Genomic DNA, 20,104 nt, shown 5'->3' with positions numbered 1-20,104 from the left:
GACTAGGGGGAGTAATATGAAAAAAAGAATTGGATTAGGTTTAGTTAGTTTGGCTGTTATAACCATTACTTTAATTGGATGTGGATCTAAAAGCGATAAGGAAAATAAAAATGATGAAACAAGTAATCAACCGTTAAATTTGATGGTTGCTTCTGAAGTCACAACCTTAGATTCTTTAAATATGCTTGATTTTCCAGATGCAGTAACTCATACAGCCGTTTTTGAGGGCTTATATGGAATTGGAGAAAAGGAAACTGTCATTCCAGCAGTAGCTAAAGAGTTGCCGGAAATTTCAGAAGATGGTAAAACCTATACGATTAAATTGCGTGAAGATGCTGTTTGGTCGAATGGAACTAAAGTGACTGCCAATGATTTTATTTATGCTTGGAAAAAATTAGCAGATCCAGCAGAAGGGTTAGTCTATAGCTTTTTAATTCAACAAACTATCTTAAATGGTGAGGATGTTGTAAGTGGTAAAAAGCCAGTAGATGAGTTAGGCATCAAGGCCGTTGATGATTATACAATTGAGGTACAACTAAGTGAGCCGAAGCCTTTCTTTACATCAGTGTTAACATTTCCGGTTTTCTTTCCGCAGAATCAAGAATTTGTGGAAAAACAAGGTGATAATTATGGAACAACCAATGAAACTGTTATTTATAATGGACCATTTACGATGGGTAAATGGAAACAAGGTGAACTAGGCTGGGATTTGAAAAAAAATCCAACCTATCATGATAAAAAAAATGTGAAGTCCGATTTAATTCATTATGAAGTGATTAAGGAAAGTTCTACAGCGTTAAACTTATTTGATAATGATCAATTAGATGTTGCAACATTAACTGGAGTTATCGCCTCAGAAAACACCGAAAACCAGGACTTTTTATCTGTGCCAACATCGATTATTAACTATGTTCGTTTAAATCAAAAACGGAATGGCCAAGCAACACCTTTAGCAAATGAAAATGTACGTAAAGCGATGGCACTGGCATTAGATAAAGAGACGATGGCGGATAAAGTTGTAGCTGATGGATCAAATGCTTTAAATGGATTGATTCCATCTGGATTTGTGGGGAATCCGGAAACGAATGAAGATTTTCGTAAAGAAGCTGGCGATGTAATGGCTTTTGATAAGACCAAAGCACTTGATTATTGGAATAAAGCTAAAGCTGAGCTGGGTGATAAGATTGATATTGAGTTAATGGTAACAGATGACGGTGTGTATAAAAAAATGGGTGAATACATTCAAGGAAATTTAGAAGAAAATTTACCAGGGTTAAAATTAAGTATCCGTTCAATGCCAACTGAAGCAGCGTTGAATTTTGCTCGAGAAAGCAATTACGACATGTTCTTGATCTATTGGGCTCCGGATTATTTAGATCCAATCTCAACGTTAAATGTGTTCAAATCACCAAACGCAATGAATTATGAGAATCCAGCCTATAATGAGTTGTTAGAAAAGGCATCTGTAACTTATGCGTTAGATTTAGAAGCACGTTGGAAAACACTAATTGAAGCAGAGAAATTTTTACTAGAAGATGCTGGAACAATTGGACTTAGCCAACGAAATGATGCTATTTTGCAAAAACAAAATGTTAAAGGGATTCAATACCATTCCTTTGGTGCACCAGTTGTGCTTAAAGGAGCCTATAAAGAATAACACTAACGACCCCGTTTCTTTTCCTTTAGAGAAGAGTTAACGGGGTTGTTTGATGTGCTAAGTGCTTTCTTCAACTTGAATTTGAATTTCAGTTAAAAATTCAGCCTCTTTCAAAGTCTCATGAAAATCAATTTTATAAAGTTCAAAAGGCGGCCCAAGAGCAACGAGCTTATGTTCGTTAATATATGTGTATAGCTTCGATAAGTAGGTAAAACTTTGTTGGTAACTTCCACGATAATGAATGGACAGATAACTACCAGCAGCTAAGACAAAGTCAGGTTTAACTTGGTTTTCTTTTAAAATAAAGAAAACTGAGTTGAAACTGGCCTGTTTTTTTAAGTAAGAATTCTCACAATCAAAAAAGGCTCCAATTGCAGATTGGGTTAATAACGGAATTAGGCTTTCATTGCGTTTTTGCAATTTTTTCAAGGTATAATCAACTTCAATTGGACTTTCTAAGGGAGCCAATTCTTGGATACAATAACGAGATTGAAGCTTCAATACGTTAACTTCATTTGCTATTATTTTAGGAGACTCGTCCATTAAATTTATCCGTTCCTTTAGATAGGCTTGCGTTTTTTCAAGCTCTTGGATTTTTTCATTCACTAATTCATATTCGATGTTCAATAAATTTGTTGTCTGTTCGATGGTTCTTTTTTCTAAGTAGTTCCCAATTGCTTCTAGTGAAAAGTCAAGATTGCGTAAATCACGAATTAGATTTAGTTTATATAAATCTTGAACACTATATAAGCGATAGCCATTGCTACTTCGGGAAGGCTTTAATAACCCGATTTTATCATAATGTCTTAATGTATCTGTGCCTATATCATACAAATCAGCCATTTCTTTTATTTTAAAATAAGAGTTCATCTGCAACCTTCTTTTTAGTTTGGCTTGACCTTGGAATCGTTCTAAGGTTTATACTGAAACTATAGCAAAAAAACGAGCTTCCATCAAATTTTAGGCTAAATAAATGAGCTCATGCAGGAGGAAAAAAGAATGTTAGGTGTAGGCATGTTATTTGTAGGTGTTACATTAATTAGTAATGGTTTAGGTGGTTTATTAAAAATTGATAAAAAGTCTCTAGCGGTAATGAATGGATTTACAGGAGTATTATCGTTTATCATTAATTTAGTTTATTTATGGCGTGGCGATTATTATGCTGCTGCAACTGGTTTTTTATTTGCATTTACGTATTTGTTTGTCACACTGGTTTCAGTTTTTAATCTTGATGATCGAGTCTATGGAATTTTTTGTTTATTTGTGGCTATCAATACAGTTCCTTGTGCCTATATTAGTTTTGCTAGTGAAGGAGACTGGCGATTCGCGATTATTTGGTTAGTTTGGGGAGCGCTATGGCTAACTGGTTTTATTGAAACAGTTCTGGCAAAAAAAATAGGCATACCAGTTTATTATTTTGCGATTTTTACGGGGATTTTTACAGCATGGATTCCTGGTTTTCTTATGATAACTGAACTTTGGTAAACAAAATAAGCTTGAAGTAATGAAACTTCAGGCTTATTTTTAATTACTTATGTTTACATTTACGGCATTGGCATTGAGTTTTACTTTGCGATTGATTATCTAACTTTTTTAAGGCTAAATCAGATGAATACCAGGCAACTGCGCCAGTAATTAAGGTAGCACCTACTGCAATAGAAGCTGCTCCGACACTGATAAGTCCATTTCTAATGAGTCTTTTCATGTAATCATCTCCTTTTAGTATAGAATAGTGAAGACGGAATCTAGCTCCAACTTAAGATTAGTGAAAGTAGATTACCGTGATTAACTTGATTTTAGCACAATTTTAGACAGTTAGATACTAATAACCTGCGACGGAACTGAACTTTGTTTTACAATTATAAGGGATATTATTTGATTAATGTTTTATATAGGAGTACCATTAATATTGCAGAGAAGAAATGCAAATAATTGATGGAAGAAGGAATTTTAATGACTAATTACAGTAAGAAAGAGTTTAAAACCCTTGGTAAGATTGAGCACACAATTATTAAGCTGGATGAAACGTTAGGTAAGATGGAAGACACAGATAGCAAAATCAAACATTTCTTTGAACAAGAAAAAGCTATTCATGAAATCAAGAAAACGATTCGTGAAGCGAATAAACTAGATAAACTTGAAGCTAAAGAAATTGAAGCAGGAGCTGAAAATATTGCTTTTGATGAGCATGAAGAAGATCGCATTGTCGCAAGTATTGGCAAGCATTTTGATAAATTAGATGGTACATTAGATAAATTAGATGATACAGATAGTAAGGTAAAAGGCTATATTGAACAGAAAAAGGCAATCCATGAAGTTAAAAAGATTCTTCATAAAGCTGGTAAACTAGAAAAATATACAGAAGATGAATTAAATACACCGATTTAATGATTAGAGAGCTAGGGATTCCCTAGCTTTTTTGATTGTAAAAAATTGTAAATTAAATTAAGCTGTTCGCTTATTTTTTTTGATATATCGTGTTATAGTAAGATTTAATAATAAAACAGTGGAGTGAGTTTGATGATTTGGTATGGAGTACTAGGCTTAATTTTTTTTATTAGTATAATTGGAGGTTGTGTTTCAGGAATCATGTTGATTTTGTTTCGAATCGAATTACATACAGTAACAAAAAGAAAACCTAAAAAAAAGAAAAATATAGCTAGGTGGGAAAAAAGATTAAAACCTATTCGTTTAAAAGTTAACTATATGAAGTATTTATTTTTAACAAGTTTAGCTAGTGTGATCACGTTGTTTTTAATTTTGTGGATCTTTACGATTCAATTGCAAGTTACAAATCAATTACCAGATTTAGAGTTGAGATCTGAACAACAAGCAGAAAAATAAACTGAAAACAGAATAAGAGTAGAGGGAGAAATACTTTGAATAAAATTATTTCACTTTTTGTTTGCAACCCCTTTCTTTAAAGCGTAAAATAGAAGAGTATCATTTATTTTAATCAGACTAGTTCTTATGAGCCAACTCTTCGAGAAAAAGATGAAATTTCGAGATGGCAAAAAACGCCCTATCAAATTTCCCTATTTTCTTGCCAGAGCTAAGCGGCTCAACGAACTTTTTAATTAGACTAGTTCTTATGAGCCAACTCTTCGAGAAAAAGATGAAATTTCGAGATGGCAAAAAAACGCCCTATCAAATTTCCCTATTTTCTTGCCAGAGCTAAGCGGCTCAACGAACTTTTTAATCAAGCTAGTTCTTATGTACCAAAGCTTCAAAAATAGGAATGGAGGAAATAAAATGAATAAAATTGATTTAGGTAAAAGTGGTATACTGGCTTCTGAGATTGCATTAGGCTGTATGCGTATGGCAGATAATTCTGTTTCCGATGCAAGTAAAGTAATTCAAACTGCTTTTGATAACGGAATTGATTTCTATGATCATGCAGATATTTATGGGGGTGGTGCGTCAGAAGAAATTTTTGCGAAAGCACTAAAAGAAACCTCAATTAAGCGTGAAGATATTTTAATTCAATCAAAATGTGGAATCCGTAAGGGGAGTTTCGACTTTTCTAAGGAACATATTATTAACTCAGTGGAAGGTAGCCTAAAACGTTTAAATATGGATTATCTAGATGCTTTAGTCTTACATCGCCCAGATACATTGGTTGAGCCGGAAGAAGTAGCGGAGGCTTTTAATGAGTTACAGCAATCTGGCAAGGTGAAGCAATTTGGTGTGAGTAATCAAAATCCAATGCAAATTGAGCTGCTACAAAAATATATTGATCAAAAACTGATTGTGAATCAACTGCAGTTTGGAATTATGCATACTGGAATGATTGATGCAGGTATCAATGTTAATATGACGAATTCAAGAAGCATTGACCATGATGGCAGTGTGCTGGATTATTCTCGTCTTCACGATATGACGATTCAAGCTTGGTCTCCTTACCAATTTGGTTTCTTCGAAGGAGTCTTTTTGGATAATGACAAATTCCCAGAATTAAATGCAACAATTAATGAAATTGCTGCTACCAAAGGTGTGACAAATACAGCAATTGCAACAGCTTGGATTACAAGACATCCAGCTAAGATTCAAACGATTATTGGAACAATGAATCCAACTCGAATTAAAGATGCAGCAATGGCATCAACAATTACATTGAGTCGTGAAGAATGGTACAGTATTTATCGTGCAGCAGGAAATGTTTTACCATAAATAGAGCAAAAAAGAGCAGTCAGATTGCTATCTGGCTGCTCTTTTTTATTCTTTTCAAGAAAATCAGTTTAAAAATAAGACTTGTTTAGTCAGAATAAAATGTTATCTATCAGCCAAGTTTAAAGCTTTGCTTAAGTCTTAATGAAAACAGATGTAACATTAATTTTTTTTGTTATAATTTAACTGATAGTATAGGAGGCGAAAAAGAAAGTGAAAAAGAATGGAATAGCAATTATTGAACGAAAAATAGGGAATCAAAAATTTATTTTAATCCAAGAAAAAGCAATCGGGACTCCAGATGAAAAAGGTTTACTAGAGCTACCAAGTGGCGAAATAAAAGAAGATGAACAGGCAATTGAAGCCTTAAAACGTGAAGTCAAAGCTATGACAGGTTTATCAATTACAACGATTCAAACGGATAATGATGAAGCCTTTTTTGAAACTAAAACAGTTGAAATGACGGAAATGATTCACTTTCAAACTTATATTTGTGAAGCTACAGGAGTTCATTTAACCAAAAGTGATCAGTATAAAAATATTCGCTGGATTTCTTTAGGTGTCTTAAAAAAATGGCTTCAAACTCCAGAAAAAATTGCGGATCATCATTTTGACGTCTTAACGAAGTATACTGAACAATGCCATTCAAAATGAATAATAAAAAGAGATTCGGCTCATTGTCCAAATCTCTTTTTTGTCACATTAAAACAAGTAAAATTCCAGTCATAATAATCAATGAAATAATAATACTAGCTGAAGATAAAAAGCCTGTTATTGATTCTTTTGCTCCAAATGCGATGGAGTTAATTGTAGAAAGACTAGCAATTGGTGCAAAAGCGATGAGTACGAGGACTTTACGGACTAATTCTGGAAAAGGTAAAACAAAATAAAAAAGACAGGCTGCAATTGTCGCAAAAAAGTAACGTGTGACCAAAATTTTTGCTACAGTTTTTAAGCTTCCGCGATCAATGTTTATTTCCAAATAAAGTCCAATCATAAACATAGATAGAAATGCATTTCCACTAGAAAATAATTTAATAATAGATAAAGCCTTTTCGGGAATAAGTAAATGAAAAAGAGCTAGAACAAACATGACGATATAAATCGTAAAAGGTGGGGATTTAAAAAGTCTTTTTAAGCTACGAACAATGGAAAATTTTTCTTCTTTTTTACCAGTAATACCTTCTACTAAGGCAACGGTTCCCCCGGAAAGCATTAAGGCATTTCCCATATCAAAAATTCCGAGAATGGGGACAGCAGCACTGAAGAAGCCCTGAACAAAAGGAAGTGTAAAGTTTCCAATATTGTACCCGGCAATACTAAACATCAATAAACCGCGCTCAATAGGTTCTTTTTTTCGACCTAAAAAACCAGCTGTTGTAACTAAAATAATATTTGTTAAAAATCCGATTAAAATTAATAAAAAAAAGATTGAATTGACCTTTACTCCGTTAAAACCAACAATAATAGCGGCAGGTAATGTTAGATTTACAATAAGTTTAGACAAAATATGACCATCACTTGTTTTAAAAATACCGGCTTTTTTTAAGATATAGGCGACAAAAATAATTAGCAAAAAGCCAACAGCCTGCAATAGAATAGTCGACATAACTTTATATTCCCCCTTGAATGTAGACTTGACTAGAAAATACCTTTATAAGCATCACTACTTATTATGAAACTCTAATCAGTAAAGTGCAAGTGAAATAAAAAAATCAAGCTTGCTGAAAGTTAGGAATATGCTATACTTTAGGCAAATGAGGTAGAGCGCTTTCTTGTTTTAGAAAGAAAAGGGGGGATGAGCATATGCTGATTTTAAAAGCCGAAATTAAACATAATTTAGTCAAAAGCAATGGTACACCAGCAAAAATTCTTGATATTCAAGGAACTAATTTTTTTCAACCAATGATTTTATTAAATCAACAGCTATTTGCAGGAAGGTATTTAATCACCAGCTGTCAAATTGTACCGGGAGTTACTTACTTGATGGAAATTGGAATGGAAGCATTAACAACTAATAGGGATGTCGAAAAAATCATCTCAAAAAATGCTTCATTTGATATTTTTGAAAAAGAGCTGAAAGTAGGTTCTGGAAAATTGTTAGATTATTGGTTTGATCAAAATCCGCAACTATTTGATATTGAGATTGTGCATAGTTAAAGTAGCTGTTATTTTTTTGTGAAAGATAGAAAATTAGCTTTAATTTTAGCTAATAAAATGAAAAAATTATAAATGTAACTGTTATAAATTAGAACTATATTGTGCTTAAGTGCACAAAGTGTTTTCTATTTGCTCATAAAAGGCATATAATAGAAGTAAGTGATAGTTTTAGCTAGACATATAGGAGGAATGAACATGTTAATTGGAATACCAAAAGAGATTAAGAACAATGAAAATCGCGTTGCCATCGTACCAGCAGGCGTTTCTGAGTTAGTTGCAGCTGGTCACAAAGTTATTATTGAGACAAATGCCGGAACAAACGCTGGGTTTTCAGATGCAGCTTATGAAGCAGCAGGTGCAGAAATTAAAGCGGATGCAAAAAGTGTTTGGGCAGCTGAAATGGTGATGAAAGTGAAGGAACCTTTAGCTGAAGAGTATAATTATTTCTATGAAGGCTTAATTTTATTTACTTATTTACATTTAGCACCAGATTTTGTTTTAACGAAAACCTTAAAAGATGCTGGAGTAACAGCGATTGGTTATGAAACAATGAGAGGCGCAGATGGTAGTTTACCTTTGTTGACGCCTATGAGTGAAGTTGCCGGACGGATGGCTGTTCAAGTTGGAGCTCAGTTTTTAGAAAGTCAAAAGGGTGGAAGTGGCGTTTTATTAGCAGGTGTTCCAGGTGTTTCGCGAGGTAAAGTAACAATTATTGGTGGCGGAGTATCAGGTGTAAATGCTGCTAAAGTTGCGATTGGAATTGGTGCATCGGTAACTATTTTAGATGTGAATCCAAAACGTTTAGCTGAACTAGATGATTTATTTGGAAGCCAAATTGATACGCTTATTTCGAATAGCTATAATATCGCTCATTTACTAAAACATGCTGACCTAGTTATCGGCGCTGTTTTGATTCCGGGAGATAAAGCACCAAAATTGGTGTCAGAAGAAATGGTGAAAAATATGAAGCCAGGATCTGTGTTAGTTGATATTGCTATTGATCAAGGTGGAATATTTGAAACAACGGATCGTGTTACGACTCATGATCAACCAACGTATACGAAACACGGTGTCATTCATTACGCTGTTGCTAATATGCCAGGTGCAGTAGCTAAAACGTCTACGTTAGCTTTAACAAATGTAACCGCGCCTTACGCTTTGCAGATTGCAAACAAGGGCATTGTAGTAGCTGCTAAAGAAAACCCAACGATTTTAACTGGAATCAATTTAATCAATCATCAAATTACGTACCAAGCCGTTGCTAAAGCTCATGGTTTTGATTATGCAGTTGCTTTAGACGTAATATAATTAAATAATTTACTAAATGATAGGGCGCTAGATGTCCTATCATTTTTTGAAATAGAACAAAAGAAACCGTTTTTTAGTAAAGTTTCTGAACAAATTTAGGCATAAGGGTTTTGTTTTTTGTTGAAAAGCAATATACTAGTAGAGAGACAAGCAATTAATGAAGCCATCAAGTTATTAAATTAGTTAAAGGAGCGCGTTCATTTGGCGAGAGGTAATAAGGAAGTAAAAGTTGAAGTACGAGAAACTGAACGAAATACAGAAGATTTTGTTGAGTTAGAATTATTTATTAATGATGAAAAAATTGGAACTGTTCAACAAGAAGGTAAAAAAAATCCAACTGTGTCTATGAAAGACGGCAAGAGTTTTGTTGTTAAAACAGTCGATGCAGGGATTAATGATTTAATTATGGATTACAATTTACACAACTAATGAATGAGAATATTTAGCACCTTTTTCTAGGCTTTTGCCAGAGAAAGGTGCTTTTATTTTCTCCGCAAATCAACCATAACTTTTTTATTTGAAAATTAAATATGGTATGCTTATGATACTATTTTGCATTAGAAGGGAAGTTTTCCTAATGGAGCGCGTTATAAAATCTAAAAAGTCCAGAGAAAAAATTATAAGTGTTTTTCAACTAGCACAAAAAAATTGGGAGAATGCTAATGTTTCTTCCCAAGCAGCACAACTTGCCTATTTTGTCTTACTGTCATTATTTCCTATATTATTAGTAGCAGGTAATTTGATTCCTTTTTTACCAATTAGTACGGAAGAGATCATGCCTTATGTGCAATCCGCAGTTCCGCCAGATATTTTTAAATTATTGCAACCTATATTGGATAATATTTTGCATTCATCAAGTGGAACCGCAATTTCATTTGGGATTGTAACAGCTATTTGGTCGGCTTCAAGTGGCTTTAATGCTCTACAACAAGTGATGAATAATGTTTACGGTACAGAAATGCGTAAAAATTTTATTGTGGCACGAATTTTTTCTTTTATTATTGCATTAGTGATGATTGTTGTTCTAGGTTCAGTAATTTTAATTTTTGTTTTTGGTGAACAAGTCATTCGTTTTGTGCAAGAAAAATTAGCCTTAAATATGGATATTCTTTCTGAATTTACAAGTATTAAATGGGTTACAACGATTTTAGTGTTACTGATTGTCTTTATGATTCTTTATTGGTTAGTTCCAAATGTTCGATGGGGGATTAAATATGCTCTACCGGGCGCTGTTTTTGCAACAGTTGGTTGGCTGCTTTCCTCTCAAGCTTTTTCTATATATGTTCGTTTTCAAGGAGGAAAATCAATCGGCACAGGAACGCTTAGTATTTTTATTGTTTTGATGCTCTGGTTGTATTTAATTGCCACGATATTGCTACTAGGTGGCTTTATCAATGTAATGGTCTATCATTATTTAAAAGAAATTAAAGAACCACATCCAGATGATGATCAGGCAATTCCTCAGGCTAAAGGGATGAAACAGCGACGTAAATTAATACGAATTAAAGCCGAAAATGAAAATCTCATGAAATTTTAGCTGAATGCTCTTAAAATTGTGAGGTTAGATTCATCTTCCTAGAGACTCTATGCTAAAATGAGAGGGAGCGAAGTTGAAAAATTCGGATTATCTTTAATTAGGAGCGTATCTATTTTGAAAAAGAAAACAGCAACAAAATCGGTTTTAAAAACGCAGCAAAAAGTCGGTTTTTTACCATTGATGACCATTGTCATTGGTTCAGCTATTGGAGCGGGTATATTTAATTTAAGTAAAGATATGGCCCTTGGTGCAGCGCCAGGAGCAGTATTGATTAGTTGGGGTATTGTTGGCGTTGGGATTATTGCGTTGGCTTTATGTTTCCAAAATTTATCTGATAAAAGACCGGAATTAGATTCTGGGATTTTCCAATATGCGGAAGATGGTTTTGGAAAATTTGCTGGGTTTGTTAGTGCTTGGGGATACTGGCTATCAATCTGGCTTGGTAATGTAGCTTTTGCAACGATGTTAATGAGTAGTCTAGGCTTCTTCTTTCCAATTTTCAAAGGCGGACAAAATATTCCATCAATTATTGGAGCAAGTATTTTATTATGGTTACTTAACTACCTTGTGGCAAAGGGCGTTGAAAATGCGGCCTTTATTAATTTTGTTGTCACAGTCTGTAAGTTAATGCCGATTTTTGTCTTTATTGTTTTTGCTATAATGGCTTTTCAAACGTCTATTTTCACAGCTGATTTTTGGGGAACTATGACGCAACAGTTTGAGTTTAAAGATGTTATGAATCAAGTTAAATCAACAATGTTAATTACGATTTTTGTTTTTGTCGGAATTGAAGGTGCAAGTATCTTATCTGCTCGGGCTCGAAATAAAAAAGATGTTGGTCGAGCAACTATAATTGGCGTACTTTGCGTTTTAGTTGTCTATATGTTGGTAACGATTTTATCTTTTGGCGTGATGTCACAAAATCAATTAGCTAACCTACCAGAACCAGCAATGGCTTATGTTTTAGAAGAAATCGTTGGATATTGGGGTGCTGCTTTCATTTGTGGAGGTTTATCAATTTCGATTTTAGGCGTTTGGTTATCATGGACAATTTTACCAGCTGAAACTGGCTTAATTGCTGCTAAACAAGGCGTATTTCCTAGCATTTTCGGGCGAATTAATAAACACGGAGCTCCAGCAGAAGCTTTAACAATCACAAGTATGTGTATTCAATTATTTATGTTTACTTTCTTGATCACAGATCAAGCGTATCAATTTGTGGCTTCGTTAGTTTCTAGTGTTGTGATTATTACCTATATTTTTGTCACGATGTATCAAGTTAAATTTTCTTATCAACAACCAAAAGGGCGCCAAAGAACCATTCAATTGGTTATTGGACTAGTAGCAACGGCATTTCAAATTTGGGCCTTTGTCAGTGCTGGACTAAAGTTCATGTTACTGTTAACTTTATTATTTGTACCAGGAATTTTTGTTTATATCAAAGCTCAAAAAGAGCAGCACCAAAGACATTTCTTCTCACCAATCGAGAAAATTGTTGTTGCACTAATCTTTATCGGAAGCCTTTTTGCTATTTATTTCTTAGCAACTGGTACCATTACGATTTAAAAAAAACAGCATCCTTCTCAAATGAATGAGGAAGATGCTGTTTTTAGCTTATTCTTTTTGTTTCACAATCCCAATGAACTTTTGTAATTCATCTAGTTCCATGATATTTTTATTACATTGATGACTATCCTGACAAATATAATTCCCTTTAGATGTAAATTGTCCATCTTTATTATGCTTTCCAATATTCATAAATAAGGAAACTTGAGAAGAAGTGTGGCAAATAGCACAAAATCCTTTATGCGTAGTTGGAGAGAGCGTTCCTTCGATCCCGATTAATTTTTGTTGTTCAAAGAGAATTAAATATTTTCTTTGTTTCCCGGCATCATTCCAACCATAAAATGTATAGTCAGCTAAATTAAGTGTATCCCAATTAGGGATGTGTAATTTTTTAGTTTTGCGAAATAATTTTTTTAATGCTGCATCAGAAGGTTGCTCAAAAGGAATAATAAAATCCTCTAATAGGATTAAATAAGCATCCATTTCTTTTTGAGAATGGCTAAATTGCACGATTCGATTAAGAAGTTCTTTTTCTGATTCAGTTGGTTGATTAAAGCGAGTGAGTATTTTTTCAATGACTACTAATTTCATAGTTTGAATAGTAGCGAAGTCATTGAGTGAACGATGCGCTTTAAGCAATTCATTTGCTTGGAATTGAATAAAATTGTAAGTGTAGGGTTGGATAAATTTTTCCATTATAGTGTTTCCTCCGTATAAAAGTTCTATTTTGTTTAACAATAAAGTTAACTTTAGTAGGGAGGCTTACTATTAAAGTAACTGAAACGACACTACTAAAGTTGTCCCACCCATCGTATAGAAATGCATTTTATATGCACCATTTGATCACCACCTAAAATTTAGTTTATTTAAATTGATACGAAAAAAATTGTCGTTCCTATTATAATTCTAAGCCAGTATACTATAATTTTATAGACTGAATCAAGTTTAGTTAATTGAAACATACTAGAATTTCTAAGTTGAATGTAGCTTTCTTGTTAAAATGCGACTTGAAAAATAAATTTATAAAAAATGTAAGAATTTGGTAAAGATTTATTTCTGTAAATAGCTTATAATAGTAAATTGAGACAAGAATAATTAAACGACTTTTCATAGAAGCTATTTTGGAAGTTTTATTGAAAAATGGTACGTGAAATTCAGTTTATAATAGGGTATGATTAATGAAACAATAAATACAAGTTAATTTTTATGAACCAGCTCTTCGAAAAGAAGATGGAATTTCGAGGTGACAAAAAGCGTCACATCAAATTCCCCTATTTTCTTGCCAGAGCTACCCGGCTCAACAAACTTTTTATTAAGGCTAGTTCTTATGAGCCAACTCCTCGAGAAAAAGATGAAAATTTGAGATGGCAAAAAAACGCCATATCAATTTTCCCTATTTTCTTATCGGAGCTACCCGGCTCAACAAACTTTTTATTTACAAGGAGACTTTAGAAAACATGGCAGAAAACAGCAATAGTGAATCTAAAATAGATTATGGTATCATCTTATCCGTCATGTTACTGTGTATTATTAGTATCGCAACTATTTATTCAACAACAGTAATTGATATGGGCGGGAGTATTAAAGCAACGATTATGCATATCGCTTGGTATGTCATTGGAGCTATAGCGATTGCGGTCATTATGCAATTTGACTCAGAACAGCTTTGGAAATTAGCACCAATCGCCTACTGGGGTGGGATCGTCTTGCTGGTTCTGGTTTTATTCCTTTATGATCGACCAACTGAAGCTGTAACCGGAGCAAAGAGTTGGTTCAAAATTGGTGGTTTAACCTTCCAGCCTTCTGAGGTAATGAAAGTTGCCTTTATCTTAATGATGGCTCGTGTCGTTACGAAACACAATAGCCGTTTTAATCAACATCAACCTTCAACTGATTTTTTATTATTAGGTAAAATGTTTTTAACAGCCGCAATTCCACTAGGTCTTGTATTAATTCAAAATGACTTAGGAACAACGTTGGTATTTATAGCAATCATCGGTGGGATGGTCTTAATGTCAGGAATTACGTGGAAAATTTTGCTGCCGTTATTTACACTAGGATTTAGTACTTTTGGCGGTGCGTTATGGTTAGTTATGAATGACCGACCGTTCCTACTTAAATTAGGCTTTAAAAATTACCAATTTGCTCGGATTGATTCTTGGTTAAATCCTTATCACGATGTTTCAGGAGATGCTTACCAGCTAGTACAAAGTATGAAAGCCATTGGCTCTGGTAAAGTATTTGGTAAAGGCTTTGGTATTTTTGAAGTGTATGTGCCTGTTAGAGAGTCGGATATGATCTTCTCTACAATTGCGGAAAACTTTGGTTTTATTGGAAGTTGTATATTGATTTTCCTTTATTTCTTACTAATTTATCAAATGATTCGCGTATGTTTTGATACGAAAAATGAATTTTATACCTATATTTCAACTGGGGTTATTATGATGATTCTATTCCATGTTCTGGAGAATATTGGGATGAGTATCGGATTACTACCATTGACTGGTATTCCATTACCGTTTATTTCACAAGGTGGGACGGCGTTGCTAGGAAACATGATGGCTGTCGGCTTAATCTTATCGATGCGGTACCATTATAAGAGTTATATGTTCTCTGATGAAGAAAAAGAATTTTAGATTCAACTTTAACTGACAACGTAAATCATGTTATACTAAAGATAATAAAATTTTAGTGAAAAAGAACTCATGCTGAATTCGATTTTTCTAAATAAATTCTGGAGGTATACACACAATGATTCAATTTTACGAACACCCAAGATGTTCTACATGTAAAAAAGCTAGAGCTTGGTTAGATGAAAATAAAGTTGTCTATAACCAAATCAACCTTTTAGAAACGCCGCCAACAGCTAAGGAATTAGCTAGCTGGATTGAAGCTTCTGGTTTACCAATTCGTCGCTTTTTTAACACAAGTGGTGGGAAATACCGTGAACTAGGACTAAAAGATAAGATTGATGATATGGATATCGCTGAAGCCAGTGCATTGCTTGCTACAGATGGTATGCTGATTAAGCGACCGCTAATGACTGATGGTAAAAAATTAACATTAGGCTTCAAGGAAGCAGATTTCGAAAAAAACTGGAAATAAAGTTGGGAGTAGAGGACATGACAGTTTACTATAGTGAAAATGGCTTATGGCTAGAAGAAGTTCAAGAAGGTATAAAAGTAGGGATTTCTGCTAAAGGGCAAGATGATTTAGGTGAGGTTATGTTTGTTGATTTAACTCCTGAAACAACCCAAGTAGAAAAAGATGCAACTTTAATTGGTGTCGAAGCCGCAAAAGCTGTAACAGAATTAACTTCACCTGTAAAAGGTCAAGTTGTTGCGTGGAATCTTGAACTGAGTGAAAACCCAGAACTTTTAAATAGTACTAAAAAGGAAGATAACTGGATTGTTATTTTAGATCAAGTTGATAAAGAATTATTATCTAGTCTGGCAATTTCAGAGTAAGCCTTGACAGAAGGCTTTACCGTCTGCTAAACTTAGAACAATTAAAGAAAAGCGATGATAAGAAGAGTACGTTTTAATGTCATTTAAAAGAGAGCCTGGATAGCTGAAAAAAGGCAATGAATATAGAACTGAAGATGGTCTTTGAGCGAGGAGTAGGCGAATTGGTTTTACCAACAAGCTTATTACGGGAGCACCCGTTACAGTGCCACAGTATAAAAAGTTGTTTTTTTCTTTTGTACTGATTGAGGTCGACTTAGTGATGAGTCAACAAAACAAGGTGGTAACACGAAATGTCCAAAGCTTTCGTCCTTGAATCAAGTATGAAACTTGGTTTAAGGATGAGAGCTTTTTTGTTTTATTAATTAAGCAGATGTTACGAGGATGGAAAGGAACGATAAACAATGATTGAGTTAAAGGATATCAAAAAAATATTCCAAACGAAAAAAGGAACTGTTGAAGCTGTAAATGGGGTTAATTTATCCATCGAAAGTGGCGATATTTATGGAATCGTCGGTTATTCTGGCGCAGGTAAAAGCACATTAATTCGAATGTTTAATGGTCTAGAAGCTCCAAGTTCTGGAACTGTTTCTGTAAATGGAAAAGTGATTTCAACCTTGAAAGGGAGTTCGCTAAGAAAAGAGCGCCAAAAAATCGGGATGGTGTTTCAACATTTTAATTTATTATGGTCGCGTACCGTTGTTGAGAATATCTTGTTTCCTTTAGAAATTGCAGGTGTTCCAAAAGAAAAACGCTTGGCACGAGCCAATGAATTAGTAAAATTAGTGGGTCTTGAAGGCCGAGAAGATGCCTACCCAGCTCAATTATCTGGTGGTCAGAAGCAACGCGTAGGTATTGCTCGCTCGCTAGCCAATGATCCAACACTGCTATTATGTGATGAAGCGACGAGTGCGCTAGATCCGCAAACAACAGATGAGGTTTTAGATTTATTATTGGATATTAACAAACGTTTAAATTTGACGATTGTATTGATTACCCATGAAATGCATGTCATTCGTAAAATCTGTGATAAAGTTGCTGTCATGGAAAGTGGCAAAATTGTAGAACATGGCAATGTAATGGATGTTTTCAAACGTCCAAAAGAAGAAGTGACTAAACGTTTTATTCGTCAAGATTCTAATGACGAAGAAGATACTCATCTCGTTTTAGAAGAATTGTTAGCCGAGTATCCAGATGGAAAAGTCGTGCGCTTAACCTTCCATGGTGAACAAGCAAAACTGCCAATTATCTCTAAAATTGTTAAAGAAGATGAAGTCGATTTAACCATTATTGAAGGGAACATCAAGAAAACGCAAGAAGGCGCGATTGGCTCTTTGTATGTTCAATTAATGGGGCAACCAGAAAAAATTAATCAAGCCATTGAGAATTTAAGGAAAATGCGCGTTGAAGTTGAGGTGATTACAGATGTTAAATAAAATAGATTTTTCAGCCTACTTGGATTTTTCAACTGTTGATCCAGAAAAAATAAAAACGGCAACCTTACAAACACTAGGTATGACAGCAGGTTCTTTATTACTAGTCTTTATCTTAGGTTTGGTGCTAGGTTTAGTCCTATATGAAACAAATGGAAAAAACACGAAACTCGCTAAATTCTTTTATTGGTTCGTGTCAATTCTTGTTAATGTATTCCGTTCAGTGCCTTTTATCATCTTAATTGTTTTATTAATCCCAGTAACTAAAGCTTTAGTAGGGAAAATAATGGGGCCTACTGCAGCTTTGCCAGCACTAATTATTTCGGCAGCGCCTTTCTATGCGCGGATGGTTGAAATTGGCTTTAGAGAAATTGATAAGGGCGTTATCGAAGCAGCAGAAGCCATGGGGGCAAATAAATTTCAAGTTATTTATAAAGTTCTTTTACCAGAAAGCCTACCCGCAATTGTTTCAGGTATCACTGTAACAGCAATATCATTGGTGGGCTACACAGCTATGGCCGGTGTAATTGGTGCTGGTGGATTAGGAAACCTCGCTTACTTAGAAGGCTTCCAACGAAATCAAATGGGCGTGACAGTCGTTGCAACCTTTATTATTCTAGTAATTGTCTTTGCAATCCAGTTATTAGGCGACTTCGCTGTTAAAAAAATCGACAAGCGTTAATTTTAAATTAACGACTAATAAAGTAGAAAATTGGAGGAAAAGAGTATGAAAAAAACAAGAATTTTTGGATTAATTGTGGCTTTAGTTTTAGTAGTAACGTTAGCGGCTTGTGGGTCAAACGGTGCTAAAGAGGATAAAAAAGCTAAAGATAACGTATTGAAAATTGGAGCAAGTAATATCCCACATGCAGTTATTTTAGAACATGTGAAGCCAATCTTAGAAAAAGAAGGCATTGATTTACAAATAACAACTTATCAAGACTACATTTTGCCTAACAAAGCCTTAGCTGATGGTGAAATTGATGCAAACTATTTCCAACATATTCCTTATTTCAATTTACAAGTGAAAGAAAATGACTATGATTTTGTAAACGCAGGGGCGATTCACATTGAACCACTGGGTTTGTATTCTAAACGCGTTAAAAACTTAGACGACTTAAAAGACGGAGCAACAGTAATTGTCAGCAATTCAACAACCGACTGGGGCCGTGTTATCAGTATTTTACAAGATGCAGGCTTAGTTAAAGTCAAAGATGGTGTTGACATAACTACCGCATCATTTGACGACATCGTTGAAAATAAAAAGAATTTAAAATTCACATATGAAGCAGATCCAGCATTGATGACAACCTTCTTGAACAATGATGAAGGGGATATTGTGGCAATTAACTCAAACTTTGCCGTTGATAATGGATTAGATCCTTTGAAAGATGCGATTGCTTTAGAAAAAACAAGTTCACCATATGCGAATATTGTAGCAGTTCGAAAAGAAGATAAAGACAATGAAAATATTAAAAAATTAGTTGAAGTCTTAAAATCAAAAGATGTAAAAGAATGGATTTTAAAAGAATGGAACGGCGCAGTCGTACCAGTAGACTAAATCACTTAAAATTAAAAGCAGAAAAACTCATTATTTTGGGTTTTTCTGCTTTTTTGATGTCGGATTTACTTGGTTTTCAAAATTCTATGGTAAAATAAAAAGATAGCGAATGAGGAGCGGAGGATACATATGAAACGGTTAATTGTCGAAGAAGTAATGAAACAAGAAAAAGCAAAACTCCTCTTAAAAAATATAAGTTTTGATGTCGAGGAAGCTGAAGTAGTTGGGATAAAATGTTCAATAGACGAAAGTCATCTTTTATTTGATTTAATTGAAGGAGAAAAAATACCAACAAGTGGCAAGATACAACGCCAGTTAACTAGTATGGAATCGGATCGAAAGAACGACGGATTGTATGAAAAATTAACAGTAGAAAAGTATCTGACTTTCTTTAATCGTCTAAATGGTCAGAAAATTGACTTAGCCAATTTAAAAGAATCTTTTGCCTTAATAGATTGTTGGAAGACTGCAATTGAAAAACTATCCCTTGCACAAAAGAAGCGAGTCGGCCTTTTAAGAATCTATAGCGCACAACCTGATTTAGTTTTAATCGAAAGTCCGCTAACGGATTTAGATAATGAAGGAATTGAGCTTTATATAAAATGTTTAGAGATATTCAAAAAAGAAGCTATTGCGGTGCTAGTTACGGCACCTTATTTAGAAGAGCTCATTTTGCTTAGTTCAAAAGTCTATGTGAAGCATGAATCTGGTTTAAATCAAGTTGATTTGTCAGAAGAAAAAGGGAACGATGAACCAACTTATTCAGCCAATTTACAGCCAAATGTCTTTAAAATATTATGTAAAATTGATGATAAAATGATTTTCTTTAGTCCGACAGAAATTGATTATATTGAGAGTATTAACGGTGTCAGTCAAGTTCATGTTGGTGGCGAAAGCTTTCCATCGGCTTTGACTATGACTGAACTTGAAGCGCGGCTCATAAAATTTGGCTTTTTCCGCTGTCACCGAAGTTATCTAGTTAATCTGCAAAGGGTGAGGGAATTAGTCAGTTATTCCAGAAATAGTTTTACTTTAGTCTTAGCAGATGAAATCAAAACAAAGTTACCTTTATCCAGAACTCGCTTAGAGGAATTAAAACTATTGCTTGAGATTTAAGTGGTTCAAGGGTGAAGAAAAGGACTATAAACATATGTTTTTTGAATTCTGGGAATGACTAGAATTATTGCCTGGGAAATACTTCTGGCAAGCATCTAATCGTTCCATTTAGGTTAGACACAGTTTTTTTGAATA

The 20,104-nt window shown here is 34.2% G+C and carries 22 protein-coding genes and 1 other annotated feature; of the genes, 18 read left to right on the top strand and 4 right to left on the bottom strand.

Annotated features, from left to right (window positions below):
- The first annotated feature begins 16 nt into the window (after positions 1-16).
- Positions 17-1,657 (top strand): peptide ABC transporter substrate-binding protein, encoded by a 1,641-nt coding sequence (locus tag MHI00_RS12370; RefSeq protein WP_341113988.1) that lies wholly within the window; start codon positions 17-19, stop codon positions 1,655-1,657.
- A 57-nt stretch (positions 1,658-1,714) separates the two neighbouring features.
- Here the strand turns inward: MHI00_RS12370 and MHI00_RS12365 are convergent, their stop codons facing one another.
- The gene (locus tag MHI00_RS12365) at positions 1,715-2,527 is read right to left on the bottom strand and encodes a MerR family transcriptional regulator (protein ID WP_135054411.1); all 813 of its coding nucleotides are present in this window, start codon (positions 2,525-2,527) and stop codon (positions 1,715-1,717) included.
- 129 nt (positions 2,528-2,656) lie between these two features.
- Here MHI00_RS12365 and MHI00_RS12360 point away from each other — a divergent pair, with 129 nt between their 5' ends.
- Positions 2,657-3,142, top strand: a complete 486-nt coding sequence (locus tag MHI00_RS12360) for an AmiS/UreI family transporter (protein WP_010050983.1) — start codon at positions 2,657-2,659, stop codon at positions 3,140-3,142.
- A gap of 43 nt (positions 3,143-3,185) precedes the next feature.
- Here MHI00_RS12360 and MHI00_RS12355 read toward each other — a convergent pair whose 3' ends face one another.
- On the bottom strand, positions 3,186-3,362 hold the full coding sequence (locus MHI00_RS12355; protein WP_015075799.1) for a hypothetical protein: 177 nt from the start codon (positions 3,360-3,362) through the stop codon (positions 3,186-3,188).
- A gap of 248 nt (positions 3,363-3,610) precedes the next feature.
- On the opposite strand from MHI00_RS12355, the gene MHI00_RS12350 reads away from it, so the two are divergent.
- From MHI00_RS12350 to MHI00_RS12335, 4 genes are all read left to right on the top strand, one after another.
- Entirely contained in the window at positions 3,611-4,045 is a 435-nt protein-coding gene (locus MHI00_RS12350) for a hypothetical protein (protein WP_341113980.1), read from the top strand.
- Positions 4,046-4,177: 132 nt separating this feature from the next.
- Positions 4,178-4,501, top strand: a complete 324-nt coding sequence (locus MHI00_RS12345) for a hypothetical protein (protein ID WP_016356356.1) — start codon at positions 4,178-4,180, stop codon at positions 4,499-4,501.
- A gap of 408 nt (positions 4,502-4,909) precedes the next feature.
- A complete protein-coding gene (locus MHI00_RS12340; protein WP_187958451.1) occupies positions 4,910-5,827 on the top strand; it encodes an aldo/keto reductase in 918 nt (305 codons plus the stop codon).
- A 210-nt stretch (positions 5,828-6,037) separates the two neighbouring features.
- Positions 6,038-6,478 (top strand): NUDIX hydrolase, encoded by a 441-nt coding sequence (locus MHI00_RS12335; RefSeq protein ID WP_341113978.1) that lies wholly within the window; start codon positions 6,038-6,040, stop codon positions 6,476-6,478.
- A gap of 43 nt (positions 6,479-6,521) precedes the next feature.
- On the opposite strand, the gene MHI00_RS12330 is transcribed toward MHI00_RS12335, so the two are convergent.
- Positions 6,522-7,433 carry an AEC family transporter gene (locus MHI00_RS12330; protein WP_010050988.1) on the bottom strand — a complete coding sequence of 304 codons (912 nt, stop codon included), beginning with the start codon at positions 7,431-7,433 and terminating at the stop codon, positions 6,522-6,524.
- A gap of 197 nt (positions 7,434-7,630) precedes the next feature.
- Between MHI00_RS12330 and MHI00_RS12325 the strand changes: the two genes are divergently transcribed.
- From MHI00_RS12325 to arcD, 5 genes are all read left to right on the top strand, one after another.
- Positions 7,631-7,984, top strand: a complete 354-nt coding sequence (locus MHI00_RS12325; protein ID WP_056999704.1) for a hypothetical protein — start codon at positions 7,631-7,633, stop codon at positions 7,982-7,984.
- Positions 7,985-8,179: 195 nt separating this feature from the next.
- Entirely contained in the window at positions 8,180-9,292 is a 1,113-nt protein-coding gene (gene ald, locus MHI00_RS12320) for an alanine dehydrogenase (protein WP_057000630.1), read from the top strand.
- Positions 9,293-9,493: 201 nt separating this feature from the next.
- On the top strand, positions 9,494-9,721 hold the full coding sequence (locus MHI00_RS12315; RefSeq protein ID WP_010050996.1) for a DUF2969 domain-containing protein: 228 nt from the start codon (positions 9,494-9,496) through the stop codon (positions 9,719-9,721).
- A gap of 148 nt (positions 9,722-9,869) precedes the next feature.
- The gene (locus MHI00_RS12310; protein ID WP_015075810.1) at positions 9,870-10,829 is read left to right on the top strand and encodes a YihY/virulence factor BrkB family protein; all 960 of its coding nucleotides are present in this window, start codon (positions 9,870-9,872) and stop codon (positions 10,827-10,829) included.
- Positions 10,830-10,943: 114 nt separating this feature from the next.
- A complete protein-coding gene (gene arcD / locus MHI00_RS12305) occupies positions 10,944-12,395 on the top strand; it encodes an arginine-ornithine antiporter (RefSeq protein ID WP_010050998.1) in 1,452 nt (483 codons plus the stop codon).
- A 48-nt stretch (positions 12,396-12,443) separates the two neighbouring features.
- On the opposite strand, the gene MHI00_RS12300 is transcribed toward arcD, so the two are convergent.
- Positions 12,444-13,091: a FusB/FusC family EF-G-binding protein gene (locus MHI00_RS12300; RefSeq protein WP_341113969.1), complete on the bottom strand. Its 648-nt coding sequence runs from the start codon at positions 13,089-13,091 to the stop codon at positions 12,444-12,446.
- A 761-nt stretch (positions 13,092-13,852) separates the two neighbouring features.
- On the opposite strand from MHI00_RS12300, the gene MHI00_RS12295 reads away from it, so the two are divergent.
- The 7 genes from MHI00_RS12295 (at position 13,853) to MHI00_RS12265 (ending at position 19,969) form a co-directional block, all read left to right on the top strand.
- The gene (locus MHI00_RS12295) at positions 13,853-15,031 is read left to right on the top strand and encodes an FtsW/RodA/SpoVE family cell cycle protein (RefSeq protein ID WP_057000632.1); all 1,179 of its coding nucleotides are present in this window, start codon (positions 13,853-13,855) and stop codon (positions 15,029-15,031) included.
- A gap of 115 nt (positions 15,032-15,146) precedes the next feature.
- Positions 15,147-15,500 (top strand): arsenate reductase family protein, encoded by a 354-nt coding sequence (locus MHI00_RS12290; RefSeq protein ID WP_010051002.1) that lies wholly within the window; start codon positions 15,147-15,149, stop codon positions 15,498-15,500.
- Between the two features lie 17 nt (positions 15,501-15,517).
- A complete protein-coding gene (locus MHI00_RS12285) occupies positions 15,518-15,862 on the top strand; it encodes a glycine cleavage system protein H (RefSeq protein WP_015075814.1) in 345 nt (114 codons plus the stop codon).
- 45 nt (positions 15,863-15,907) lie between these two features.
- Positions 15,908-16,176, top strand: a binding site (T-box leader).
- Between the two features lie 87 nt (positions 16,177-16,263).
- A complete protein-coding gene (locus MHI00_RS12280; protein ID WP_010051007.1) occupies positions 16,264-17,295 on the top strand; it encodes a methionine ABC transporter ATP-binding protein in 1,032 nt (343 codons plus the stop codon).
- Positions 17,285-17,974 carry a methionine ABC transporter permease gene (locus MHI00_RS12275; protein WP_051926688.1) on the top strand — a complete coding sequence of 230 codons (690 nt, stop codon included), beginning with the start codon at positions 17,285-17,287 and terminating at the stop codon, positions 17,972-17,974. Before MHI00_RS12280 ends, MHI00_RS12275 begins: the two co-directional genes overlap by 11 nt.
- 45 nt (positions 17,975-18,019) lie before the next feature.
- Positions 18,020-18,853, top strand: coding sequence for a MetQ/NlpA family ABC transporter substrate-binding protein (locus MHI00_RS12270; protein ID WP_010051010.1), 834 nt, complete (start codon positions 18,020-18,022; stop codon positions 18,851-18,853).
- 129 nt (positions 18,854-18,982) lie between these two features.
- Entirely contained in the window at positions 18,983-19,969 is a 987-nt protein-coding gene (locus MHI00_RS12265; RefSeq protein WP_135054427.1) for a LytTR family transcriptional regulator DNA-binding domain-containing protein, read from the top strand.
- Positions 19,970-20,104: the final 135 nt, after the last annotated feature.

The organism is Carnobacterium sp. FSL E2-0243 (assembly GCF_038003605.1).
Classification (GTDB): Bacteria; Bacillota; Bacilli; order Lactobacillales; family Carnobacteriaceae; genus Carnobacterium; species Carnobacterium maltaromaticum.
The sequence above is the reverse complement of the archived record's forward strand: the minus strand, read 5'-3'. Positions and strand labels throughout refer to the sequence as shown.